Genomic DNA, 23,843 nt, shown 5'->3' on the forward strand with positions numbered 1-23,843 from the left:
CCGCGAAATTCGATCGTTCCCCTGCCCCATCTTCGGCTGCAAGTGAGTTTGCCATGTTGACCCACCTGATTGATTTTTCGCTTAAGAACCGCGGCCTGATCATCATTTTGACGCTGCTGATGGCCGGAGCAGGTTTCTATTCGGCCATCGAACTGCCGATCGACGCGGTGCCGGACATGACCAACGTCCAGGTCCAAGTGGTCACCGATGCGGGCTCGCTTTCGCCGATTGAAGTCGAACGGTACGTGACTTACCCGGTCGAAAACACGATGGGCGGTTTGCCCAATGTGGAAGAACTGCGGAGCGTCTCGAAGTTCGGCATCTCGGTGGTGACGATTGTGTTTAAGGAAGGCACCGACGTCTACTGGGCCAGGCAATTGGTCGGTCAACGCCTGAGCGAAGCGGCCACGAATATTCCGCCAGGCTACGGCACGCCCACGCTTGGTCCGCTGACGACCGCCTTGGGAGAGATTCTGCAGTTCGAGGTTCGCAGCAAACACCATTCGCCGATGGCCTTGCGAACGATGCTGGAATGGGAGATCGCCCCCAAACTGCGGGAAGTCTCTGGCGTGACGGAAATCAACTCGCATGGCGGTTTCTACAAAACATTTGAAGTCCGTCCCGATCCCGATCGGATGACCAGCTACGGGATTACGTTGGACACCTTGTTTGCTCGCCTGCAAAACAACAACTCCACCGCTGGCGGCGGCTATGTGGTTCACTACGGCGAGCAACGTTTCGTGCGTGGCTCTTCCCTTTTGGAAGACGAAGACGACATTCGGGCGATCGTCTTGCGGCGGGAAGCGGACGGCACGCCGATCCTGGTGGGCGATGTTGCCGAGGTCGAAGTCGCGCCCATGACCCGGCAAGGGGCCGTAACCCGCGACGGGCGGGGCGAAGCGGTGACCGGGCTGGTGATGATGCTGATCGGCGAGAACTCGCGAGAAGTCGTGCAGCGCGTCAAGGAACGCCTGGCCGAGATCGAACCCACCTTGCCGGAAGGGGTGTGGCTGGAAGTAACGTACGATCGTGCCGCGCTGATTGGCCGCACGCTGAAAACGGTGCTAACCAACCTGACCGAAGGTGGCTTGCTGGTGATTGTGGTGCTGCTGTTCATGCTCGGTAGCCTCCGTGCGGGGATTGTGGTGGCGTTGGCGATTCCCCTTTCGATGTTGTTTGCCACCAACATCATGTACACCACCGGCGTGACGGCCAGCTTAATGAGTTTGGGAGCAATCGACTTCGGGCTGATTGTGGATAGCTCGGTGATCATGATCGAGAACTGCATGCACCGCCTCTCGCATAACAACGAAGGCAAATCGCACATCCAGGTCATTCGCGATGCGGCCATTGAAGTTCGTAAGCCGACCATGTTTGGCGAGTTGATCATCTCGGTTGTGTTCGTGCCGATTTTGATGCTGCAGGGAACCGAAGGCAAGCTCTTCCGTCCGATGGCGTTAACGGTGCTGTTCGCCTTGGCTGGCTCGCTGGTTTTGTCGCTCACCTTCATGCCGGCCATGGCCTCGCTGATGCTGCCGAAGAAGATGGAAGACAAAGAAGTGTTCCTGGTGCGTTGGATCAAGTTTTTCTACGAACCCATCGTACGACGAGCGATACATTATTCGGGGACGACGGTGGCGATCGCCTTGGCAGTGTTTGCATTGAGCATTCCGATTGGCCTGAATCTCGGGGCGGAATTCATGCCACGTCTGAATGAAGGGGACTTGCTTGTGGAAGCAGTCCGCTTGCCCAGTGCGACCCTGGAAGGTTCGATCGCCATGTCGACCCAAATCGAAAAGACATTGCTCAAGTTTCCTGAAGTGAAAACGGTCTTCTGCAAGACAGGGCGTCCTGAAATCGCCAACGACGTGATGGGCGTTCATCAAACCGATGTCTGGGTGCTGCTGAAACCACCGCACGACTGGCCGGAAGAGAAGACGCGGGATGAACTGATTAATGAAATGTCGGAAGTCCTCAACAACAATGTCCCAGGCGTTGCCTTCGGCTTCACCCAGCCGATTGAAATGCGGGTCGACGAACTGGTAGCGGGCGTGAAAGCCGACGTGGCAGTGCTGCTGTACGGTGACGACCTGAATATCTTGGCGACCAAAGGAAAACAAATCGAAGCAGCTCTACGGAAAATCCCAGGGGCGGTCGACGTCAAAGCCGACTACCAGGCCAACTTGTCGACCATCAACATCACGACCCTCCCCGACAAGCTGGCCCGCTACGGGGTTGATGCTCAAAGCGTGTTGGATGTGATCTCGTCTATCGGCGGCTTGCCGGTGGGGCAAATTTTCGATGGCCGGGCCAGGTTCCCGATTCTCGTGCGGATTCCTACTCAATGGCGTGAAAACCTTTCTCTCTTGGAACAACTTCCTGTCGCAGAAGCTGGCGGGCAGCCGATTCCGTTAAAGGAGCTTGCGGAAATCAAACTGGAGGAAACACCCCCTAGTATCGAGCACGAAGCGATTCGCCGCCGTACGTTTGTCTCGGCGAATGTGCGTGGGCGTGACGTCGCCTCGTTCGTCAACGAAGCCCAGGCAACCATCGCCAAGGAAATCGACCTGCCGGCGGGCTACGAAATTGTGTGGGGTGGTGACTTCGAGAACCTGCAATCGGCCAGCCGACGTCTGGCTTTGATTACACCGATTGTGTTGTTGGTGATTCTGTTGTTGTTGCATACCAGCTTGGGCTCGGTGCGATTGGCGTTGCTGATTTTTCTGGCCGTGCCGATGGCGGCCTCAGGCGGGATCATTGCCCTGGCGCTTCGTGAGATGCCGTTCAGCATCTCTGCTGGTGTGGGGTTCATTGCCTTGTTTGGTGTGGCCGTGCTGAATGGTTTGGTGTGGGTAAGTGCCGCCGAGCATCAACGGAAAAACGGAATGCCGCTCGATCAAATCAGCCACGATACGGCTTTGGCACGCCTTCGCCCGGTGCTGATGACTGCCCTGGTGGCCAGCCTCGGATTTCTACCGATGGCCCTTTCGACCAGCGACGGTGCCGAAATGCAGCGTCCACTTGCCACCGTGGTGATTGGCGGGCTCATCACCTCGACACTCCTAACCTCGCTCGTGATACCAGCAATTTATCCCTGGTTCGCGAAAGGATTACCGATCGACGAGGACGCCTAGCAGCCGCTCGGCCTCGTCCCCGCGAAGTGGTTTCATTTCGCTCAGGGGCAGCAACCGCAGGAAAAGTTGATTAAGTTGGTAGGTCTTCCCCAACTTTTTCCTTCCTGATTTGTCCTGATACGCCATGCTACGTTCGTTCGCTTTGCCAATTTGCTGTTGTCTATCGCTCGCCGCAACTTCCCTGGCTGGTGATTTAAACCCTAATTTTCCGCAGGAAATCGACCGTCAACTGGCCGCCAGCCCGGCGGGGACACAATTCGCGATTTGGATCGGGCGGCCCAACGGCGAAACACTCTTCCAGCACAACGCAGCGCAAGAGATGCCAACCGCCAGCGCGATCAAGGTGGCGATCTTGCTGGAACTTTTCGCCAAATATGAAGACCAACTCGACCATCCTCCCGCAGGGGTGAAAGAGCTCATTCAGCCAGACCAGCCGGCGTTCAGCTATTTCTCGCAGCCGCAGCGCGATGAAGTCGCCAAGTATTTGGGGGATGCCACGGTCGCGGAAATTGGCTATCGGATGATTCATACCGCTGGGGCTCCGAATCGGGTTTACAACGGCGCCACCAACATCGCGACGGCGCTACTGGGCGGACCAAAATCGACCACCGAATTGATTCATGCGCGTGATCCTGCGTTCCAAGGGATCGTCGTCAACCGCTATCAACTGGCCAATCGTACGGCCAACGGCGACAATATTGCCACGCCCCAATCGCTCGCAGCCGTTCTCGCGAAATTGTCCACCGGCAAAGTTGCTGGCCTGAAGGACGAAACGGTTAAGCGAATTCAAGAGATCCTCAAGCTGGAAAGCGCAACGCCTGGCGTTACCAGCTACGGCAAATCAGGCTCGCTGAGCAGTACCCCAGTGACGCGAGTTCTGTCTGGCTGGGACGAAGACAACGGCGAGACGTTGGTTTATGCCATCATGGGTTCAGCCCCGGCCCAGCCCCAGCAAGGGACTACCACGTTTGCGCAACTGCGAGATAACGTCGCTGCCTTGCGGAAAGCGATTGCCGCGTCTCGTCCGGTCGATGCCGATGTGCTGCTGCGTGGCGGCCTGCTTTTTATAGGCGACGCAAGCGAGCCGAAGCTGGGCAACGTGGCGATTAAAGAGGACAAGATCGTCGCTGTCGGTGAATTTCCCCTAGGGGAAATTGTTTGGGACATCGACTGCCAAGGTCTGGCGATTAGCCCGGGGTTCATTGATTTGCACAACCACAGCGACAACCCAATTCAACGCCCGGCAACGCGTTCGGCGGCGAACTACCTTACGCAAGGTTGTACCACGCTGGTCACCGGCAATTGTGGCTCTGGCCCGGTCATTGCAGGTGCCTATTACGACAAGCTCGACGAGCGCGGTATCGGTTTGAACATCGCCCATCTTTTACCGCAAGGCTCACTCCGTTCGCGCGTGATGGGAGACAACAATCGGCCCGCGACCGCTGAAGAAAAGAAAAAGATGCTGGAGCTGGCCGACAAGGCGATGTCGGAAGGAGCTTGGGGGATGTCGACCGGCTTGATTTACGTGCCAGGCTCGTTCGCCGACACGGACGAGCTTGTCGAACTGGCCAGCGTTATTGGCAAACGAGGTGGCATTTACGCCAGTCACATGCGAGGCGAAGGAACTGGCTTGCTGGAAGCCGTGGACGAAATTCTCGAAATTCAACGCCGGGCAAATATTCCCGTTCATATCTCTCACTTTAAGTCGAGCGGCCAAGATTCATGGGGGTTGGTGCGAATTGCGATCGAGAACATCAAGGCGGCTCAGAAAAAAGGTGCCCTTGTTACTGCTGATCAATATCCTTACACCGCGTCTAGCACTTCGCTCGGTGCCACGGTCATTCCGAGCTGGGCTCGTTCTGGCGGACGGGCCGAGATGCTCAAACGCATTCAAGCCGACACCGACGAAGGTGCCCGCGCTCGCGAGGCGATGCAGTACAAGCTGAAGATCACCGACAATGGTCACCGCATTCAAATCGCCAACTACTCGGCCAACCCGCAGTGGGCTGGCCGTCGCTTGGATGAAATCGCTCAGGAAAAAGGAATCAGCACGTTTGACCTGGTCCTCGAAATCGAAACCGCTGGCGGGGCACAAATTGTGAACCACAGCATCAACGAAGACGACGTCCGTTACGTGATGACGTTCCCTTGGGTTGCCACCGCATCGGATGGAGGCGCCAAGATCCCTGGTGCATCGGTTCCCCATCCGCGCAGTTACGGCACGTTCTCGCGCAAGATCGGGCTTTACTCGATCCGCGAGAACGTTGTTCCGCTGAACCACGCCGTCCGCAGCAGCACCGGCTTGCCAGCCGATATTCTGGGCATGACCGATCGCGGTTATCTGCGCCCTGGTCTCGCTGCCGACATTGCCGTGTGGGATCCCGAATCGTTTATCGACACGGCAACGTTCATCAAGCCGCATCAATATTCGGAAGGCATTCGCTATGTCTTCGTCAACGGCGAAGTTGCCATTAATGAAGGGCATTTAACCGGCGTCTTGGCAGGCAAGCCGCTCCGCAAAACACCGTTGTCAGGTGAAAAGAGCAACTAACGCGTACTCACACGCCATCGGGCTCGTCGGTCCAATTCCCGGCGAGTTCCTCTTCGAGTTCCATGCTCAGTTCGACCATATCGAGCGAATCGGCCTCAATATCGCGCAGCATTTCAGGCGAATTGATCAAGCGTTCTGGCACGACACCAAGCTGCTGAGCGATCAAGTCGAAGACACGTTGTCGCTTTGCAGTAGAACTTTCTGCCTCGAAGCAATGCGTTTGCTCTGCCGTCTGAACGAACCACAACAAGTGCCCGCAAGCAGGACATGGTGCATCGCCGGTCAGGACTGACGGTTCAATCACCACCCTGGCCTGACAAACCGGGCAACAGCCTGGCTGGCCTTCTGGGGTACGGGACGAAATCGTCATGCCGACGCCTCCACAAATTTTGGTTGTTCCGCACTTGATGTCGAATAGCAAGCTAGCGTTTCTTAGGATACATCGTAGGAGGCCCTCGATTCCAGAAAAAGGTGCCTGGGGCCCTGGCCGGATGACTTTTGCTGCCCTTTCGCCAAGCCGAAATTTGTGTACCCCAAAGACGAGCGTTCGGTTTCCGCTTGGCTGAACATCGCGTGCCCAGCAGCCGTAAAACCATGGGGTTGCCAGAAAACATACTGGCTGCCACTGACCAACAAAGCCCTCGCTGGCCGTGTCGCGGGGCACCAGCCGAGCAAGTCAAACGCCGCTGACAACATTTGGCACGCGCCAGCCGACAACACGGTCGCGGCTGGCGATGCCTTTTGTTTGCGGCAATCGGCTGCTCGTTTCGTGCCGGTTCGAAGGCAACGGGTAAGTGTTCTGCGGTACTAGAAACAGGCTTGGCGATGGGCGTTACTTGTTTGCCCACACCAAGGTTGACCGCGGGACCGATGCCCAGGTCGGTACTCGCTGGCGGCACGTAACGCTTAGAATTGCCTTGAGAACGAGGGCGGGACCGAGCAGTTGGCCGAGGGATTCGCCACCATTTCTGATGATCGTCGGCTAGGCGCTGCTTTAGGTAACGCTGCTTCTTTTCCCATTGTTGACGAGCACGCTTTTCTTTCTGCTTGACCTTCTCGATCACGCGCGAAAGTCGGCGGCCCATCGCTTGCCACGTCGGGCGACGTCGCCGCAGGGGGTAAGAAACCCGTAGATTGATGTCCCCTAGTTCGACTCGCGGAGCTTGAGGCATGCGAGCTTTGGCACTGGGCGTGAGCTTGCGTTGCTCGTTTTCCAGCGAGGCATCTAACGTCCGTAAGCGACCAACGACCGAAAGCATCATCGTGTCGATTTGCAACATCAAGTCCCAGACCGAACGCTTTATATCGTGACCAGTCGCCGGCTTCGTGCGCTGAAGCGGAGGTAAGACAGACTCGGTATAAGCATCGAGTTCGCCGGCCAGTTGTTGGAACGTGTCGGACATGGAATTAAGAGCTGGAATGCAAATGTCGTTTTGCTGGCAGGCCGTTGTCGAACTCAAGCGAACCTGCAAAGTCGTGAAGTAATGATCGGGATTGGTTATCCCGAGATTGTGTTCACTTGGCAAGCGTTTTTATTTCGCTGGCCTACGCAACGTGTTGTCCAAACAAGGGAAGAAATTTTCTGGCGGTTAGAGAACCAGCCCTTCTTCAATGGCGAGAAAATGGCTGAACAGCAGCTAATCGGCACAGGAAATGCACTTCTCGATTCCTTTCCTTGCTGACTTTTAGGCAACCAAATTCTAGGTAACCCAAGAGGAGACGAGCAATGAGCGATTCGTGGGGCCTTTGTAAAGATTGTAAGTGGTGGCAAATCGAGCCTGATGCGACCATTGCCGACCAAACCGTCGGGTATTGTATCGACAATAAACTACAACCGTTCCAAATCCGCATTACCGGAAACGGCGGCTGCAACCGATTTGCCCCCGGCAAACCGGCGCGGGCTGAGGGGTCGAGCGACAAGCCGCCGACGGCGGCTCCGCAACGCTAGTTGCCTGACCGATCTGCTCGCTGGTCGACCAAGAGGCCGGTAGTTCCGATGGTAAACTATGGCAGTTTCGTCGGAATACCGGCCTCGACCTCGTGCAGCCAGGTGGCCAGTAAACGCTTCAAATCGTCGGCGACTTGTGGTTTGATTTGAGCCAAGTCATTTTGCTCAGAGAGGTCGCTGCTTAAATCGTACAGTTCGCACGAGTCGTCGTCGTAGTTCCAGATCAGCTTGTATTGATCGCGACGAATGGCCGAGCCTGGTCGGTTGGCTTGGTGAAAGGCGAAGTGGGGATAGTGGAAGTAAAGGGCTTCTCGGTTTAATTTGTCGCCGGTGAATAAAGGACGCAAACTCTCTCCGTCGAGCGTTTCCTCCTGGCCAAGTTCACTGCCAGCAGCGTCGAGAATGGTAGCCGTCAAATCCATGCTAATCACCGGTGTGTGGTTCACGGTGGCGGCCTGAGTTACGCCTGGCCAGCGGAGGATTAACGGAACGCGGAGACCTCCTTCGTAAAGATATCCTTTGCCTTCTTTCAGAGGACGATTATCGGTTGCCCCAGACCAGCCGCCGTTGTCGCTGGTGAAAAGGACGAGCGTCTGGTCAGCAATCTTCAGGTTGTCTAGTTCTTTCAGCACGCGTCCGATGGCACGATCGGTTGCTTCGATTTGGCCCCCATAAATCGGGTTCTTTAAGCCGGGGCCAACCTGCCCTTCGTAATGAGCCGTCAACTCTGGCGGGGCTTCAAACGGATAGTGCGGGTTGTAAGTCCACAGGCAAACCAGCATCGGCTTGTCTTTCTCGCGCCGTAAGAAATCAATCGCCTCGTCCGCTAAGCGGTCGGTCAGATATTCGCCTGGCTTTCGTGGCGGCAGCGAAGGGATGCGGTAAGGATCGAAGTAGGTAGGTGGTCCTCCGTAGCCGCAGCCCCCCAGATTGACATCGAACCCATGTTCCGTTGGCCAGAACTTCGGATCGCTCCCTAAGTGCCACTTCCCAAAGAACCCCGTGGCATAGCCTGCTTGCTTCAGGCGTTCGGCCAGCGTGGTCGTTTCGTGGGCAAGTTCATGTTGTGTGGTGGGCGGTTGCACAACACGATTTTTCGGCCAAAAAGAAGGTTCGTCGGCTCCATGCTGTGTGATATGTAACCGCGCGGGGGCTAGTCCGGTGATTAACGCACCCCGCGTGGGGGAACAAACGGGCGCAGCCGCGTAGGCATTGGTGAAGCGAACCCCTTGCTCGGCTAAGCGATCGAGATGCGGCGTACGCAATCGCTCGTTCCCCTGACAATGGAGATCTTGCCACCCCATGTCGTCGGCCATGATCAAGACAATATGAGGTGGCGCGGCTTCGGCAGAAAGGCCTATTCCACCAGCACAACAAGCAATCACAAAACAAACGATCAGGCGAACCATGCAGAGACCTTCTCCTACCGAAGAGTTGGCGACGTGGGTGGAGCGATGGGGTGCTCTCACGATAGCTCAAAAGAAGGCTGCCGCAAACCAAGTGGGGAATTTTGTTTTTTCACTGGCTTACCGGCCCCCAATCAGAAAGGCTATCGCTATGCTCTAGACCTGTTTTGATGTGAAGATGGCGGAAGGTCTCTTCGCTCTTCAGCTTACCGGCTTCGTACTTTCTTATGATGCGCCGATACCATTGTGGCGAGTCGCTGCCAACTGCGATTCCGCCGGTATCCATCCGTTGGTAATCAATCGCCACGGTGGGCTCTCCACGGGCGAGATCGTATTGGCGAAACGCCTGCCTCAGCGGAATGTTGTCGGTGGAAGAGATTGAAATGGTCGCCAATTTTCCGGTATCCAGATCGTAAGCTTTCAGAAAGTGATAATTCCCTGCTGGTAAATCAAATTCGTTCTCAGACGGCAAGGTTTCGATCATTTCTACTTGCACGTGGCAGGCTTGCGGAGAGGAAAGAGGCTCGATTTCGTAGCGAAAGGGGGCGTGAGCAAGCGTCAAGGAAAGGCCCTGCCCGAGAAATGTCTTGCCGAACAAAAAACTACTTGCAGCGGTGGAGCCAGCCTCGCGAACGCGGACATTCAATTTATCGCCGTTCTGCCACCACGTGTAGATAACGTCTCTTTGCTCGTCCCATTGCGGATGGTCGGCGAAACTATCGTGGTCGATCGCCGCGACAATTTCATTCGGAACATTGCGGTCGTCATATCGCCACCAGCCAACAATCCCAGAAGGGTACTTGGCAAGATCTTCAACCGAAGAAAACACGAACCAATGTCGTTCGCCAACCTTTAAGGAATCGTGCCGCAAAACCATCGTCTGCAGGTTCTCCTCTTGTTGCTGGCGCAGCTCGGCAGGCCTTTTACCACCAAGCTCGATCATCAAGTACAACGATTGTGGAATTTCGCCGGTGCCTTGTTCCACTTCTAGCCAAGCTTCCAACCAATGTTCGCCATCGAATGGCCGGTCATCGTGTTCTTCCAATTTAACGATCGTTGCTAAGCAAGCTCCTGAAGCCCGCAGCAAAAGCTGTTCGGCCGGCACATGGCAGGAAGGTTGGCTGTTTCCCTGACAACCCAACGATGTACCTAGCAAAAAAGCAAACGCTAGGATCATCCAAAATTGAAATGTAGGCATGGTAGTGGTTAGGCAAAGCTGCAAAAACGAGAAGGCCGCTACCTGTAGGACGAAGCCGTGCGAGAAATGGTTTTGGGAATTTTTTTCCTGAAGCGGGCAGCCACTACACTGCTTGCCGACGATAAGCACGTGGGCTTATCCCCTTGGCCCGTTTGAACCTACGCGAAAAATAAAATGCGTTCTCGAAACCAACCTGCTGGGCAATAGCCGTGATCGGATAGCCCGTATGCTCCAGCATTTCACAGGCTCGTTCGATCCGCTGTTGCTCGATGAACTGAACCGGAGTCATTTCCATCTGTTGCCGGAACAAGTGGGCAAAGCGAGAAGGTGAAAGATGACATTGCCGAGCCAAGTCTTCGATACGGAGCGGTTGTTCTAGATGGCGACAGATATGATCAAGCACATCGCCAATTCGTGGGTCGATTCCTTCTCCCCGTTCGTGCACGACTTGTTCGTGACAACCGATCAGCACCGCTTCTAAAGCATTCAGGGCCAGCGGTTCGCGGTGCGGTCGATAACCGGCCGTGAATTGGACGACCTCTTCCATACGGCCAATCAATTGCTTGCAGACGGCATCGTTTTCTAAACGTACATGCCCCCAGCCGGGCGTTAGGGTTGGCCATTTGAGCCAGGTACGCCACTGCGAGATTGGCAGGAAGTGTGCCCATAGTAGCTCCCAATGGTTTGCCTCTGGGGCAACTTCGTAATGGTGCGGTACGTGTGGCGGAATCAAAATAACATCGTGGGCAGCGGCCAGAAAGCTGCCCTGCGTGTCGCTAAAAAGTCCTTTACCAGAAACGGTATAGATCAAAAGCCAATCGTGACAACCCGCAGGCCGTTCGACACGATAGCCAGGTCCCTCATGGAAGTGACCAGCGGCCAAATAACGTTTTCGTTTGGTGGAAGGATTGGTTGGCATAGCAGGATTGTACAACTATTGAACCGCAAAGTGAATTCCACATTTGCGTCGCTGGGGGATAATGAGTGCCTGAGCAAGCGTTTTTGACGTCTCAATTCACGCAGGCCATTTCCCTTTTTGAAGGATTTCGTAGCATGCCCGGTTTTACGGTAAGCCCTCAACAGATCGCTCAGTTTCAGGAGCAAGGTTACCTGATCGTTCGGCAGATCTTTCGGGAAGCGGAGATGAATCGCTTGATCGCCTACGCCAAGGGAGACGAGTCGATGCTAGGCGAATCGTACGTCCGCAACGATGGGCAAGGTGGCGAGACTCGTTTGGCGGTGCGGAACGATTTAGCCGAAGACTCGCTTTACACGGCAGTGGTGCGGAGCCAGCGTATTGCCGGGACGATGGCTGCCTTGCTGGGGGACGAAGTCTATCACTACCATCATAAGATGACCCTCAAGCAGCCCCTCACTGGCGGCGCGTGGGAGTGGCACCAAGATTATGGGTATTGGTATTACAACGGATGTTTATACCCTGACATGGGCAGTTGCATGCTAGCCGTCGATAAGGCCACCCAAGCCAACGGCTGCCTGCAAGTATTAAGTGGCTCGCACAAGCTGGGGCGTATCGAGCACGTGAAGGTTGGCCAGCAAACAGGCGCAGACCCTGAACGCGTCGCCGCAGCGTGTTCGCGACATGCCCTGGTTTACTGCGAAATGGACCCAGGCGACGCCGTTTTCTTTCATAGCAATCTTCTGCATCGTTCCGATCAGAATACGTCGGAACTTTCGCGCTGGTCATTGATCTGCTGTTACAATACGCGTCACAATGATCCAATCGTCACCGGTGGCCGGCATCCGAATTACTCGCCGCTAGAGATCTGGCCCGACGAGCGTGTGACCGAAATGATCGAACGTCAGGCGGCTTTATAGTTTAAGAAACGTCAACGAGGCAACGGATGACGCGGATTGCTTTGCTAGGGACCGGATTAATCGGTCGCTTCTATACCGAGTCGCTTCAAGGCAAACGCTCGCGTGATCGTGTGGCGTTGGTTTATTCACGCAATGCAGACAGCGCGAAAGCGTTTGCTCACGAGTTTCAAATTCCACGGCATACCACCGACCTGCACGCTGCGATTAGCGATCCGGAAATCGATGCGGTGATTATCGGTTTGCCGAATCATTTGCACGAGCAAGCCGTGGTCGCGGCGGCGACAGCTGGCAAAGCCGTTTTGTGCACCAAGCCACTCGGAACGAACGCGGCCGAGTCGCTGCGGATGTTGGAAGCGGTAGAAAAGGCTGGCGTCTTTCATGGTTACCTGGAAGATTTGGTCTACACCCCGAAAACTTTGAAAGCACTTCAATCGATCCAAGCCGGCGCGATTGGGGATGTGCTATGGGTTCGTTCACGTGAAACACACCCTGGCCCGCACAGCGATTGGTTCTGGAATAAGGAACTCTCTGGCGGCGGCGCGATCATTGATATGGGTTGCCATTGCATCGAGATCGCCCGTAACTTCATCGGCAAAGATATTCGCCCGGTCGAGGTAATCTGTTGGGCCGATACCCAGGTTCACCCGGTCGACGTCGAAGATCACGCCGTGGGGATGGTTCGCTACGAGAACGGAGCGATCGGCCAGTTTGAGGTTAGCTGGGCTTTTCGCGGCGGCATGGATCTGCGGGACGAAGTCGCCGGTACGGAAGGAACCATCTGGCTCAATCATTGGCTGCGGACCGGGATGGAAATGTTCTCGGCAGCAGGCCAAGCGGGCTACGTCGCCGAGAAAGCGGAAAGCGAGACCGGCTGGCTGTTCCCCGTGGGGGACGAAGCGGCCGCGTTGGGGTATGTCGAAATGTTCGCCGATGTCCTTTCGCAACTAGAAAGCGGCGGCCAGCCGATGGAAGATTTTTACGATGGTTACGTTGTGAACGCCATCATCGACGCCGCTTATGCATCGGTGCAAAGCAAGCAGTGGACAGCCGTTGAGTTGCCGCTGTGGCGTGGCCGCGAAAACGTTCCGCACGTGGGAACTTCTCGCGAGTACGATGCCGAGCACCTACTCATCAAACGCGAAAAAATGCCCAGCGGAGCAACCAAGTTGATCCTACGACATAAAACAACCGGCGAACTCAGCCAGCGAGTTGTCGAAGCTTAGTAACTCGACCAAGCGGGATGCTTACACAACATCCACGCACTGGCTTTCCAGAATGCGCACCGCTCGTTTGGCTTCTTCGCCGTCGAGCAAGATGTGCAGGAGCGAGCTGCCTTCGCTGGGGTTCAAGTGAATCGTCAAGCGGCCGCTTTGTGGTTCCAGCCGGCACATTTGGATGCTGCTCAGGTTGACGTAACAGGTATGACCGTTGGAATCGGGAACGCGTAGAAAGTTGGCCATGGCTTGATCTCCTGGGAAGTAAATCGTCGATTCGATTTAAGATATCCCTCGCACAGAAGACAAGCAACACGTCGACCGGGGGTTAAGCCGCACCGGGCTGATTTTCGAGCGTGTACCAACTTGGCAAAACCGGGACAAATACGGAGCCGAGGCGTCTAACAAGTGACGGCAGCTGACTGCCAATTGGCCTGAAAAAACTCGGGCAGCATCTCCTTGGCAATCGGACGTAGCCGCTCGGCTTCGCTGGTGGGGATCGAGCGATAGGGCCAACGCATGGTCGTGCCGACATAGGCCCAGCCGCCAATTTGACTAAGCAAACGATCGCAGGCCGCATTGCAATAGTGATCGCGCGTAATGAACGGGGCAATATGCTCGGCCATGAAAGCTCTCAGCCGCTGCTCCAATTCTAACGCCCCCGGCAAGTCGGTTTGCATTTGATCGGTCCATCGCTGGGCAACGGCAGGGTTCAAGCAGGCCACGTTCGAGTAAGCTCCGTGGGCTCCTTGCTTGATACCACTAGCCAACAGATGCCCCGGGACAAAAACGCTCAAGTCCGAGAGATGTTCACGCATCGACGCGTACCAAGCGGCGTCTCCCCCTGCCGTCTTCAGCCCGATAAGGCTTGGGACCTGTGCGGCCAAGTTGCCAATCTCAACCGGTGTGAGAACTCGTTTGGCATGGGGCGGATTGTACAGCACCATGCCAATCTCTCCGGCCGCTTCCGCCATCCGCTGCAGAAAGGTAACGATCTCTTGATTCGTCGGTGGAAACCAGTCCGGTACAATCACCTGGACCGCACTCGGCTTAAGCGAAATAGCTCGCTTGAGCCGTGCTAACGAAATTTGAGCCGACATGTGGCTCACACCGATTTGAAACGGCATGTTGGCGGCGTTGCATTTATCCGCGAGCAACCCGCTTACCAGATCAAACTCTTCTTCGCTCTGGCAATGAAACTCGCCGGCGGTTCCATGCGAGTAAATTCCATCAACCTGCATTGCGATGAGCGTATCGATTTCCGTCGCCAACCGTGGCAGGTCGAGCGAATCGTCTTCCTTCCAGGGCACGATTAACGTCGCCCAGTTGCCGCGAATTTGCTCGGCGGAAAGTGGCTTCATTATTTCTGGGCTTCCTTTACCAGGGTTTCCCAGTCGAAGTGGGTAAAGGTGATCTTGCGATAATTATCCCGTTCGTAGAAGCAACCAATCTGCGGATTTCCTGCGGGCGAATCGAAGATACAGAGGCACGAATAGGCGCTGCTTCCGTCGTAAATCGGCATCGCAAGAGGCCAAGTTTCGCCGTCGTCTTCGCTGGCCAAAATCGTCATCGCCTCGCGTTTATCAGGGTGAGCTGGGTTCAGAAAGAGGAGCACGCCAGCCTGCTCGGCACTTGGCCAACGCAAACGTCGGATGCTGGCCTGACAGCGTGGTTCGACCAGTTCCGGATCGATTTTCTGATCGGTCCAGGTTGCTCCACCATCTTCAGAAATCGCGGTCTGACGGGCCTTGATCGAGCGGTCGTAGTTCCGCATGCAAAGCATCATCTTCCCGCCGGTAAGCTCAACCACTTCACACTCGTTGACTTGGCCTTTTGGTGTCCGTCCACCCAACTGCCAGGTTTTGCCATGGTCGTCGGAATAGATCACGTGCGAGTAGTAACCTTTGGTGCCGGCTTCGATATGATCGCAAGGAATTACCAGACGCCCTTTGTGCGGCCCATGTTCGAGCTGAATACCACAACCAGGCCCGGTAGCGTACCAAGCCCAATTTTTCTTCTTGGTGGTAGCGGTAATTTCCTGAGCCGAGGACCAAGTTTTGCCATCGTCTTCGGAAGAAAGAACATACACGCGGCGTGTGTCCTTGCTTTTTCCATTGATGATTTGGCCTTCATGATCGCTACCTAAGTTCCATGTGGACAAAAGCCAGATGACTCCCGTTTCCTGGTCAACGACCACACAAGGGTTACCGCACGTATTGCTGCCATCGTCCCAAATCACTTGCATTGGCGACCACGTTTTGCCACCGTCGGTCGAACGCCGCAGCAGTAAGTCGATTTTGCCGGCGTCGGACAGGCTGTTCTTTCGTCCTTCGCAAAAAGCCAGCAACGTTCCTGATTTGGTGACTGCAAGCGCAGGAATTCGGTAGCTGTTGTAGCCTCCTTCGCCAGAAACAAACAAATCGGTTTGTGGCAGGGCTTGGCTATCTTCCACTTTGTTTTCCGCCAGAGCGGTCTGGCAGCAAAGCACCAAAGCCAGGCACAAATGGGCCAAAACGGTCGCGGGTTTTACAAACGTGTTGGTCATCCTGGGTGTCCTCTCGATCGTCGATTTTTGGTAAGCCCAAACCGCGCGCAAAACGATTCTGGCATTCCATGTTGGGTGGGATGGGGGGAACTCGCGGCGAGGATCGATGGCGATAAATCGTTAAATTATGGGCAATCTTGCGCCCGCCAAGTAATATGGTAACCAACACAAAATGTAGCGATATAAGCAATTCAGGCAAAATCATGGGCAGTTTCGCTACTCCTATTGAAGACTACCATCGCCTCAGGATTCGGCTGAAATGAACCTAAACATGGTCATCAAGTCATCGGCCAATCGTCGTATGACGAGCCATCACGCAGGGGCGGAGAAGGCCCGCAGCGTTCTCCTTTCCCTCAGCTGGTACTATCCAGAGATCCATCGTGGGGTTGCGAAGTTCGCCAGCGAGCGGCATTGGCATCTCACTGCGGATCTCGACGACTTGGTCCCCAAGCATTGGCAAGGCGACGGCGTGATAACGTTGCTTGGCGGCCGCGCTCAGTTATGGCGTCGTTTGTGGCGGCTCGATGCGCCCATCGTCGATCTTTCAGAAAGTCGCCCCGATATCGACTTGCCTCGGGTAACGGTCGACAACGCTCAGATCGGGCGACTGGCAGCTCGGCATTTTTTGGATCGAGGCCATCGCAACTTCGCCTTCGTGCATCGCTGGGAGATGGGAGTCAGCCGGGCCCGTCTGCAAACTTTTCAGGCCGAACTCCGCAGCGCTGGCTTCGATTGCGAGATTTTGTCTTGGCAGCGCGAACGCCACCAACAAGAGGATACCCGACAGCAGCGACATCTTTGGCTGGTGCGGCGGCTTTCGCAATTGCCGCGTCCCTTGGCTGCTTTTGTTGTTCGCGATATCGAAGCGGTTGAAGTCATCGAAGCTTGTGCGGCCTCGAACCTTGCGATCCCAGAGCAGATCGCCGTGCTAGGAGTCGATAACACGGAAACGATTTGCGATTGCCTACGAGTGCCCCTTTCAAGCGTCGAAACCAACTGGGAACGCGTGGGCTATGAAGGCGCTGCCCTGTTGGATCGCATTATGAACGGCGAACCTGTTCCTACTTCCCCGCTTTACGTTCCGCCGGGTGGAATTGTCGACCGACGGAGCACCGACAGCCTGGCCGTCGATCACCCTGGCGTCGCGGCAGCGCTGCGATTTATGCGCGACTTCTCTCACGATCCGATCGATATGAGCGACGTTGTGAAGCATGTTGGCATGTCGCGAAGTGGCCTCGAGAAAGCCTTCCGCGAACATTATCCACGGTCGCCGATGGAGGAATTGCGCAAGCTGAGAATGACGGACGCGTGTCGGATGCTGGCCGAGACAAAACTGAAAATCGCCCAGGTCGCCGAGCAATCAGGCTTTCTGACATCGCACAACCTATGTCGTATCTTCCGACGCCAACTAGGAATTTCCCCGAATCAGTACCGCGCCCAGCATGGGAGCGGAGGGCAACCTTAAACAGCCAGAACAGGAGGACGCTGCGCTCTCATTCTCCTCTGATCTCTGCAACCGATAACCTCAGACCCTTTTGGCAGCAACCTGATGGGTAGCGAAATCAACCATGCTTTTCCCGAAAATGTACATTGTTCTTCCTCATTCATTAAGAAAGAATAAGCAAATCGAGAAATGAATTTGTCATTTGTTTTACGTTTTTTTCTCCTGACAAACATTTCTCCTTCGGCGTTTCATTAAACGCTTCTCTTCGGGAACCTTGGTTACCATGTCAAAAAAGCAAGGCTTTACGCTGGTTGAGCTTCTTGTCGTCATCGCCATCATTGGCGTTTTAATCGCTCTTTTGCTGCCGGCAGTGCAGCAAGCACGCGAGGCCGCACGTCGCATGACTTGTAGCAACAACCTCAAACAAATTGGATTGGCGCTGCACAACTATCACGACACGTTCAAAACGTTTCCGCCCGCCAGTGTGCAGAGTAATACACTCTCGTGGAACGTGCTGATTTTGCCATTCATCGAACAAGGGGCACTGCACGATCAATTCAATTTCAACAGCGGATCGTGGAACGCTGGCACCAACAAAGAAGGCCCGAACAAGCTGATTCACGGCTTGAATCGTATTTCTGGCTTCCTTTGCCCAAGCGGTACCATTGAGCAAGTCGTGCACGGTTCGAGTACCCTTTCGGATGGTCGCAAAGGTTACGTTTCTCACTACTATGGCAACCAAGGACCGCGTACCGGCCAAATCCTGGGCCAGGCAGCAGGAAACGAATACCCGAGTGTTGGTGGCACGCAGCTCGGTGCTTTCCTTAACCGCAATTCGATCAAGTTCCGCGATATCACCGATGGTACGTCCAACACACTGCAAGTAGGAGAGATTACCGGTCTCCTGGGAACGGGCGATCAGAAGTTCGATGGGTCGAGTTGGGTTCGTGGGGAAACGGATGCTTCTGCCAAGTATGTCAAGCACGGTATCAACACGCTTGGCTCCACCTTTGCCTACATGCCGTTCAACAGTCATCATCCTGGCGGCGCCCAATTTCAACTATGCGACGGCAGTTCTCGCTTCGTGCCTGAAACAATCGATATGGGAATCTATCGGGCTCTCTCTTCGCGTGCCTACGGCGAAGTCGTTTCTGAGGAATAACGACACCATCCCTGACCGGCAGGGACCAATATTTCGTTCGTCGCCGACTCACTTTTTCCTTCTCAAGAATTTAATTCTCCCATGCAAACTCTCAACTGGCAGATCGCAGAAATGCTTCGTGCGGCTCCCATGAAAAACCGTACCTCGCTGTCGCTGCTCTTGCTGATCGTCGTTGCCCTGGTCGGCTGCAGTCAGTCTGGCGACGACCCGCGTAGCTTCCACGTGCAAGGAACGGCCACACTCGCGGGCAAGCCCATCCCGCGAGGTGGAATTACGTTTGATCCGGATGGCACGCTAGGCAACTCTGGCCCGCAAGGCTATGCCGAAATCGTTGACGGCAAATTCAACACAAAACAAAATGGGCGGGCAACAACCGGTGGTGACCAGGTTGTTACCATCAGTGCCTACGACGGCGTTGCCACAGAAGACAATCCGGAAGGTAGCCCACTATTTATTGGCTGGAATACCAAGGTGAAGTTCACCGATGAAAAGAACTCCACCATGGACTTCGACGTAAAGAAGAGTGACAAGTCGTTTGAAGGGACTTGAAGAACGTAGCGACATTTCAACCGTCAAGCGAGAAGCTGGCATGCCAATTACGGTAGCATGCCAGCTTTTTTTATCGTGCTAGAGAAGAAGCCAGCGATCCCATAATCACCCATCAAGTGCTTGGTATCACTCGATGTATTTACCGTGTTTGGCTTCGAAGTACTCTTTGGCATTCGACCTGCCGTTCTCGTAGAAGTCTTCCACGCCCCAGACGACCTGATCCTTCCTCCGGACTTCCATTTCCAGGGAAGTCATGCGTGCAAACGAGTAGCGCCACTTCCCTGGTGTTCCATCTGCTTCCGAGACGGCTTCGATCTTAAGAAGCAATTCAGGGTCGTTACTAATCACGAAAGCGAACAAGGCTCCATCTACCACGCCCTCGGTGGGAACTTTGTAGCGATAGAGTGGCTGGGAGAGCAGACGTAGTACCGTTGGCTCTCCCTTCCGCTTGCAAACCACTTGAAATTCTCTGGCTAACAAACGCATCTGCGATAAGCGTTGCTGTTCACGCGGACGCGGGGCCGGCACATCGGTGAAATCCAAAGAGCTTAGCCCGTTCACATCTGGCCGCCAGATCTCGTTTTCCTCATGCACTCCTACGGATGGTTGCGCATCCAGGAGGGAAAACTCTAGCATCACGTTGTTATAAGGACGACGAATCGAGTACGAGCAAGCGGCCACAGGCTTTTCGCCATCTAACCATAGCCAACTCGCGCCATGGATACTGCCTGACTCACGTGTGGGATTGGTATAACTGAGAATTGCATTTTCCGACAGCTTAAACTGACGACTCTCACTGGTCGACCGCAGAGTGTATGTCTGCGCAGCGGCCTCTAAATACTGTTTCGCCTTGTCCGACTCCCCTCGCTCTTGCCCGAACGAAACGGCTGACCAAGCGATCATTAGCACACTGCAAGCACCAATCCGATAGCCACCCATCTCTTCAATTCCTCTGGGCCAAGCATTTAGCAGCCTGTGGAATTTCTGCTTCGTTCGCGAGTGATTGAGATTGCGTCGAGCGCACGGCGTGACCACGCAGCAATCGCCCCAATCTCAATTACGTAGCCGATCTGAGAAAATCAACAGACTGCTGGGGGATGTTAATCGAGAACATATCAGACACGTTGACTAGATTCAAGAAATTTGCAGAAGCCGTTATCCAGTTGGCAGCGCAATCGCTACCGCTTGCCCAGTTCGTAGCATGACGGCGTGTTCCGAATAAATGGAATCCAACTCAGCAGTTATGGGCAAGCAATTACGTTTGTAGCGTGACCTTCAAAGCGCAAGGCAATGCATCTGGCCAAGCTTTCTGGTGCCTGGCTTGGGATGCGTTGACAGCCCGAGCCATGGGATAAGAAGGTGCCTTCCTATTTCGCTTATGAGGAGCTCGTCTTTAATACTAAACAACCATCCCTTAACGTCATGTGGAACCATAGCAACGGCGGGGGTGTATCCATTTTTGCGTTTTTATTATTTTCTAGCGAGAATCTGCAGAGATAAGGATGATTCGATATGAAAAGGAAAACACAACTCGGTGAAGATCACGCAACAAAACGAAGAATTTATCCGCCTCTATGCCAAGGAAGAATCGCGGCTGAGGCGGTATGTATCGTCGTTGATGGCGGTCTCGGCCGATGTTGACGATGTCATGCAAGAGACGGCGATTGCGCTAATGCGGAAATTCGATCAGTACGATTCGGCGCATCCTTTTTTCAATTGGGCGTGTCGCTTTGCGTTGTACGAAGTCTTGCAGCACCGCAAACGCTCGAAGACGCAACAGCGTCACTTTTCGGATGAAGTGGTTGAGGCGATCGCCGTCGAATATCAACAGAACACTCGCCAGATCGAAGAAAACAAACAGGCCTTAGCCACGTGTATGGGCAAATTGAACGAACAGGATCGCCGCCTCGTCGAACTGCGTTACTTCAGTGAAGAAACGGTCGAGAACCTGGCGAAGCGAATCGAAGAACCGGTCGCCCGCTTGTATCGCAATCTGGCCAGGATTCGCTACGTGCTGGCCTCGTGCGTTCGTAAGGCCAGTTCCTCGGAGGGCAACGTATGAGCGGCAAACAACCATTGCCCCGTGAACGTGAGCTAGGAGACCTGATTGCTGCCCTGATCGATGGTTCGATTACGGACGATCAATTCACCTTGCTCGATCAACACTTGACTAGCGATCCGGCAGCTCGACGTTTGTATCTTGAATACCTGCAAGTTCACGAAGACCTTCCCGACGTGGCTTTTCATCTAGGCAATCTTGCCGAGAGCGAACTGGCGGAACCAGCCACGGCATCTTCCGCTTCCGCCAAAGGCCCGCCAAAGATAACGAACTGGCAGACAGGCTTGGCAATTGCGCTGCTGTTGCCGCTGACGCTCTTAACAGGGATGTTCGTTTCACACCGAGACAAGCCGGTTGCCTTCAACCAGCAACCACGTGCCCCGCAAGCCCCGATTTCTCCGACCTCAGGCGTTCGTTTCTCTAGCATGGCTCGGGCCAAGTTTTTTGGAGAACTTCCGCCAGCGATTGACGCTACGCCAATCCCCAAACGCGATTACATACTGATCGAAGGGCAAGTCGAGCTAAAGTTTCCGCGCGGGGCGAAGGCCATTATCGAAGGGCCAGCCGTGTTTCGCGTGCTTACCGGCGAACGAATGGCAATCGATGTCGGACGCTGTAGTGTCCATGCTCCGGATGGCGCAGAAGGCTTTCAGGTCGATACGCCTGACGTAAATATTGTCGACCGTGGCACCCGTTTCTCGGTCGATGTGCTTGAATCGAATGTCACCGATGTTCAAGTTGTAGAAGGTGCTGCGGATGTCTATCGGAAACGAGAGTCGAACAACGATGCCGAGCAAGATTTTCAATTGCGGTTAAAGCCTGCCGACGCCTGGAGATTTTCCTTTCCCGATCCTTCCTCGCCCAAACCGTTGTCGTTCAATCCCAATCACTACCAGTCCCACTTGCCTGATCGAATCATCTCTTACGAAGCAAGCACGAACCATTCCGGCAGTGCCGAGAATCTGCAAAGCATCACGGTTCAGCGTGGCGGCAAGACCTATCAATTCCCGGTGGAAGACCTGATTCCCTCGCACGTGACTTGGTTTCACGCGCAGACGAGTCACGGCTATTTAATTGGCGAGAGAAAGCTTCCCCAGCACTACGCCGATTTTGCCCGTGACCAAAGCATTCGCACTGGCGTCATCAACATTGGCGGCAGCCGTCAGCCGTTGACCTCGAATCCCGATCTAACTATCGACGAAAGTACCGGTGAGTTCGGCACGCCAGGCATGGCAGTCCAGTTCGCGCGTCCGGTGCGTAATGGACCAGGGGCGGATGTGGTGTTCTGCGAGTTGCAAACGTTTTCCAATCCACTACAAGGTGACGCATTCCATATTAGCCCTTTGAAGTTTGAGCCAGGACTTCATTCCCATACCATCACCTCGTATGACCTCACACTCGAATCCCCCGAATCGTTGGAAGTTCAACAGTTGTATATTTACCGCTTTGAAGAGCTTCCTCGGTCGCTAGATCAATTGCAAACCTTTCATCATACCCCCATCGCCGATTCGACGAAGTTTCGCGCTATCGCCGTGGGGATTGATCTATCTGATTTAGGTTATCCAGAAGGTGCACTGGTAGACGGTTTGTTCTTCCAAGATGCCCTCGACGACGACCACATCGTTGATCCCACCTTTATCGCTGGCTTCCCCGACGTTCTATCCGACGATCCCCCTACGGCTCCCTAATTCATTTTGTTCTCCTCCCAAGATCATTGCCAACGGCTTGTTGGCTGGCGACTTACCTTTCATCAGCTGCCGAAGTTGGCTTTCCTTTCTTCACGTAATCTTACTTTCCTTTCTATTCCTGCTGAGGCTCCTCACCATGCATCACAAGTTGTCTCCCTCCTCTCGTCTCGGTTTTACCCTGGTAGAACTGTTAGTCGTGATCGCTATTATCGGCGTTCTCATTGCCTTGCTGCTGCCAGCAGTGCAACAGGCCCGCGAAGCCGCGCGGCGCATGCAGTGTTCTAACAACCTCAAGCAAATGGGGTTGGCTTGTCACAACTATATGGATACCAACCAAGGCAAACTTCCTCCTGGAACCTACTACAAGCTGAAATCGGGGCAATGGGATTCGCACGGCTGGGCGGTAGCAATCCTTCCCTTCATCGAACAAAACGCCCTGTACGATGCGTACAACTTCTCAGTCGGTCCCTTAGACACCTCACACGAGAACATCCGTAAAGCGGCCATCAGTGGCTACTTCTGCCCAAGTTTTGCCGGGCAACAGGTGAACACTTCCAGCGCACTCTATTCCGACGGCGCGATCTTTCCTTACCAAGGAATTGCCGGTGTTTATTTCAACGACACCACCCGAGATCAAAGCCTACCGGGCAACGCAGGCCACGGCATGATCACCTCGAACGGGGCCTTCCGCATCAACGGGGAACGCTCGATTGCGGACATCACCGATGGCTTGAGTAACACGATCATGATTGGCGACTTCATTCACCGCGATCGGAGCGGCAGTAACAGCGGCTACCCGGGGAACGTGCGCTGCTGGATCGTTGGCACGACCAATGTCGCTAAAGGCGCGCTTTATAACTTGAAAATCATCTACGAAGACACCATCAACTCGCGTCGCGATCGGGCGAGTGATGGGCTTGCTTTCAATCACTTGCCGTTTGGCAGCTTCCACCCTGGCGGAGCGAACTTTGCCGCCGTGGATGGAAGCGTTCATTTCCTGCCTGAGACGATCAACTTTGATACCTACCGCGCCATTGCCACCGTCAGTGGCGGTGAACCTCTATCGATCCCATAGTCAAACTTTCTTTTCCCACTTTACCCCAACTTAA

At 54.7% G+C, this 23,843-nt stretch carries 20 protein-coding genes; 11 read left to right on the plus strand and 9 right to left on the minus strand.

Annotated elements, in window-relative coordinates; translation table 11 throughout:
* Window positions 1-53 precede the first annotated feature (53 nt).
* Complete coding sequence (locus DTL42_RS23425; protein ID WP_114372780.1) at window positions 54-3,134, plus strand: efflux RND transporter permease subunit; 3,081 nt, start codon at window positions 54-56, stop codon at window positions 3,132-3,134.
* Window positions 3,135-3,258: 124 nt separating this feature from the next.
* Window positions 3,259-5,685 carry an amidohydrolase family protein gene (locus DTL42_RS23430; protein ID WP_199590202.1) on the plus strand — a complete coding sequence of 809 codons (2,427 nt, stop codon included), beginning with the start codon at window positions 3,259-3,261 and terminating at the stop codon, window positions 5,683-5,685.
* A gap of 7 nt (window positions 5,686-5,692) precedes the next feature.
* On the opposite strand, the gene DTL42_RS23435 is transcribed toward DTL42_RS23430, so the two are convergent.
* Window positions 5,693-6,055: a phosphopantetheine-binding protein gene (locus DTL42_RS23435; protein WP_147274415.1), complete on the minus strand. Its 363-nt coding sequence runs from the start codon at window positions 6,053-6,055 to the stop codon at window positions 5,693-5,695.
* A 52-nt stretch (window positions 6,056-6,107) separates the two neighbouring features.
* A complete protein-coding gene (locus DTL42_RS23440; RefSeq protein ID WP_147274416.1) occupies window positions 6,108-7,211 on the minus strand; it encodes a hypothetical protein in 1,104 nt (367 codons plus the stop codon).
* A gap of 200 nt (window positions 7,212-7,411) precedes the next feature.
* On the opposite strand from DTL42_RS23440, the gene DTL42_RS23450 reads away from it, so the two are divergent.
* The gene (locus tag DTL42_RS23450; RefSeq protein WP_114372788.1) at window positions 7,412-7,633 is read left to right on the plus strand and encodes a hypothetical protein; all 222 of its coding nucleotides are present in this window, start codon (window positions 7,412-7,414) and stop codon (window positions 7,631-7,633) included.
* 56 nt (window positions 7,634-7,689) lie between these two features.
* On the opposite strand, the gene DTL42_RS23455 is transcribed toward DTL42_RS23450, so the two are convergent.
* From DTL42_RS23455 to araC, 3 genes are all read right to left on the minus strand, one after another.
* On the minus strand, window positions 7,690-9,042 hold the full coding sequence (locus DTL42_RS23455; protein ID WP_114372790.1) for a sulfatase: 1,353 nt from the start codon (window positions 9,040-9,042) through the stop codon (window positions 7,690-7,692).
* A 109-nt stretch (window positions 9,043-9,151) separates the two neighbouring features.
* Window positions 9,152-10,237: a hypothetical protein gene (locus DTL42_RS23460; RefSeq protein WP_147274417.1), complete on the minus strand. Its 1,086-nt coding sequence runs from the start codon at window positions 10,235-10,237 to the stop codon at window positions 9,152-9,154.
* 103 nt (window positions 10,238-10,340) lie between these two features.
* Complete coding sequence (gene araC, locus DTL42_RS23465; protein WP_114372794.1) at window positions 10,341-11,156, minus strand: arabinose operon transcriptional regulator AraC; 816 nt, start codon at window positions 11,154-11,156, stop codon at window positions 10,341-10,343.
* 134 nt (window positions 11,157-11,290) lie between these two features.
* Here araC and DTL42_RS23470 point away from each other — a divergent pair, with 134 nt between their 5' ends.
* Window positions 11,291-12,073: a phytanoyl-CoA dioxygenase family protein gene (locus DTL42_RS23470; RefSeq protein ID WP_114372796.1), complete on the plus strand. Its 783-nt coding sequence runs from the start codon at window positions 11,291-11,293 to the stop codon at window positions 12,071-12,073.
* A gap of 26 nt (window positions 12,074-12,099) precedes the next feature.
* On the plus strand, window positions 12,100-13,296 hold the full coding sequence (locus tag DTL42_RS23475) for a Gfo/Idh/MocA family protein (RefSeq protein WP_114372798.1): 1,197 nt from the start codon (window positions 12,100-12,102) through the stop codon (window positions 13,294-13,296).
* Window positions 13,297-13,317: 21 nt separating this feature from the next.
* Here the strand turns inward: DTL42_RS23475 and DTL42_RS23480 are convergent, their stop codons facing one another.
* The 3 genes from DTL42_RS23480 to DTL42_RS23490 form a co-directional block, all read right to left on the minus strand.
* Window positions 13,318-13,533, minus strand: a complete 216-nt coding sequence (locus tag DTL42_RS23480) for a hypothetical protein (protein ID WP_114372801.1) — start codon at window positions 13,531-13,533, stop codon at window positions 13,318-13,320.
* Between the two features lie 155 nt (window positions 13,534-13,688).
* The gene (locus DTL42_RS23485) at window positions 13,689-14,648 is read right to left on the minus strand and encodes a dihydrodipicolinate synthase family protein (RefSeq protein WP_114372803.1); all 960 of its coding nucleotides are present in this window, start codon (window positions 14,646-14,648) and stop codon (window positions 13,689-13,691) included.
* Window positions 14,648-15,832 (minus strand): sialidase family protein, encoded by a 1,185-nt coding sequence (locus tag DTL42_RS23490; RefSeq protein WP_114372805.1) that lies wholly within the window; start codon window positions 15,830-15,832, stop codon window positions 14,648-14,650. The genes DTL42_RS23485 and DTL42_RS23490 overlap by 1 nt, the downstream gene beginning before the upstream one ends.
* Before the next feature lie 259 nt (window positions 15,833-16,091).
* Here DTL42_RS23490 and DTL42_RS23495 point away from each other — a divergent pair, with 259 nt between their 5' ends.
* The 3 genes from DTL42_RS23495 (at window position 16,092) to DTL42_RS23505 (ending at window position 18,987) form a co-directional block, all read left to right on the plus strand.
* Window positions 16,092-17,297, plus strand: a complete 1,206-nt coding sequence (locus tag DTL42_RS23495; protein ID WP_234824330.1) for a XylR family transcriptional regulator — start codon at window positions 16,092-16,094, stop codon at window positions 17,295-17,297.
* 262 nt (window positions 17,298-17,559) lie between these two features.
* Entirely contained in the window at window positions 17,560-18,438 is an 879-nt protein-coding gene (locus DTL42_RS23500) for a DUF1559 domain-containing protein (RefSeq protein ID WP_114372807.1), read from the plus strand.
* Between the two features lie 81 nt (window positions 18,439-18,519).
* Complete coding sequence (locus tag DTL42_RS23505) at window positions 18,520-18,987, plus strand: hypothetical protein (protein ID WP_114372809.1); 468 nt, start codon at window positions 18,520-18,522, stop codon at window positions 18,985-18,987.
* Window positions 18,988-19,113: 126 nt separating this feature from the next.
* On the opposite strand, the gene DTL42_RS23510 is transcribed toward DTL42_RS23505, so the two are convergent.
* Entirely contained in the window at window positions 19,114-19,926 is an 813-nt protein-coding gene (locus tag DTL42_RS23510; RefSeq protein WP_114372811.1) for a hypothetical protein, read from the minus strand.
* A gap of 595 nt (window positions 19,927-20,521) precedes the next feature.
* On the opposite strand from DTL42_RS23510, the gene DTL42_RS23515 reads away from it, so the two are divergent.
* From DTL42_RS23515 to DTL42_RS23525, 3 genes are all read left to right on the plus strand, one after another.
* The gene (locus tag DTL42_RS23515; RefSeq protein ID WP_114372813.1) at window positions 20,522-21,049 is read left to right on the plus strand and encodes a sigma-70 family RNA polymerase sigma factor; all 528 of its coding nucleotides are present in this window, start codon (window positions 20,522-20,524) and stop codon (window positions 21,047-21,049) included.
* On the plus strand, window positions 21,046-22,734 hold the full coding sequence (locus DTL42_RS23520) for a FecR domain-containing protein (RefSeq protein WP_114372815.1): 1,689 nt from the start codon (window positions 21,046-21,048) through the stop codon (window positions 22,732-22,734). The genes DTL42_RS23515 and DTL42_RS23520 overlap by 4 nt, the downstream gene beginning before the upstream one ends.
* Before the next feature lie 136 nt (window positions 22,735-22,870).
* Window positions 22,871-23,809, plus strand: a complete 939-nt coding sequence (locus DTL42_RS23525; RefSeq protein WP_114372817.1) for a DUF1559 domain-containing protein — start codon at window positions 22,871-22,873, stop codon at window positions 23,807-23,809.
* Window positions 23,810-23,843: the final 34 nt, after the last annotated feature.

Origin of the sequence: Bremerella cremea (assembly GCF_003335505.1) — a bacterium.
Classification (GTDB): domain Bacteria; phylum Planctomycetota; class Planctomycetia; order Pirellulales; family Pirellulaceae; genus Bremerella; species Bremerella cremea_A.

Bases quoted from the DNA above. Each gene is read 5' to 3' on its own strand.
- DTL42_RS23425 (WP_114372780.1), top strand. From the start codon at position 54: ATGTTGACCCACCTGATTGATTTTTCGCTTAAGAACCGCGGCCTGATC.
- DTL42_RS23430 (WP_199590202.1), top strand. From the start codon at position 3,259: ATGCTACGTTCGTTCGCTTTGCCAATTTGCTGTTGTCTATCGCTCGCC.
- DTL42_RS23435 (WP_147274415.1), bottom strand. From the start codon at position 6,055: ATGACGATTTCGTCCCGTACCCCAGAAGGCCAGCCAGGCTGTTGCCCG.
- DTL42_RS23450 (WP_114372788.1), top strand. From the start codon at position 7,412: ATGAGCGATTCGTGGGGCCTTTGTAAAGATTGTAAGTGGTGGCAAATC.
- DTL42_RS23455 (WP_114372790.1), bottom strand. From the start codon at position 9,042: ATGGTTCGCCTGATCGTTTGTTTTGTGATTGCTTGTTGTGCTGGTGGA.
- DTL42_RS23460 (WP_147274417.1), bottom strand. From the start codon at position 10,237: ATGCCTACATTTCAATTTTGGATGATCCTAGCGTTTGCTTTTTTGCTA.
- araC (WP_114372794.1), bottom strand. From the start codon at position 11,156: ATGCCAACCAATCCTTCCACCAAACGAAAACGTTATTTGGCCGCTGGT.
- DTL42_RS23470 (WP_114372796.1), top strand. From the start codon at position 11,291: ATGCCCGGTTTTACGGTAAGCCCTCAACAGATCGCTCAGTTTCAGGAG.
- DTL42_RS23475 (WP_114372798.1), top strand. From the start codon at position 12,100: ATGACGCGGATTGCTTTGCTAGGGACCGGATTAATCGGTCGCTTCTAT.
- DTL42_RS23480 (WP_114372801.1), bottom strand. From the start codon at position 13,533: ATGGCCAACTTTCTACGCGTTCCCGATTCCAACGGTCATACCTGTTAC.
- DTL42_RS23485 (WP_114372803.1), bottom strand. From the start codon at position 14,648: ATGAAGCCACTTTCCGCCGAGCAAATTCGCGGCAACTGGGCGACGTTA.
- DTL42_RS23490 (WP_114372805.1), bottom strand. From the start codon at position 15,832: ATGACCAACACGTTTGTAAAACCCGCGACCGTTTTGGCCCATTTGTGC.
- DTL42_RS23495 (WP_234824330.1), top strand. From the start codon at position 16,092: ATGAACCTAAACATGGTCATCAAGTCATCGGCCAATCGTCGTATGACG.
- DTL42_RS23500 (WP_114372807.1), top strand. From the start codon at position 17,560: ATGTCAAAAAAGCAAGGCTTTACGCTGGTTGAGCTTCTTGTCGTCATC.
- DTL42_RS23505 (WP_114372809.1), top strand. From the start codon at position 18,520: ATGCAAACTCTCAACTGGCAGATCGCAGAAATGCTTCGTGCGGCTCCC.
- DTL42_RS23510 (WP_114372811.1), bottom strand. From the start codon at position 19,926: ATGGGTGGCTATCGGATTGGTGCTTGCAGTGTGCTAATGATCGCTTGG.
- DTL42_RS23520 (WP_114372815.1), top strand. From the start codon at position 21,046: ATGAGCGGCAAACAACCATTGCCCCGTGAACGTGAGCTAGGAGACCTG.
- DTL42_RS23525 (WP_114372817.1), top strand. From the start codon at position 22,871: ATGCATCACAAGTTGTCTCCCTCCTCTCGTCTCGGTTTTACCCTGGTA.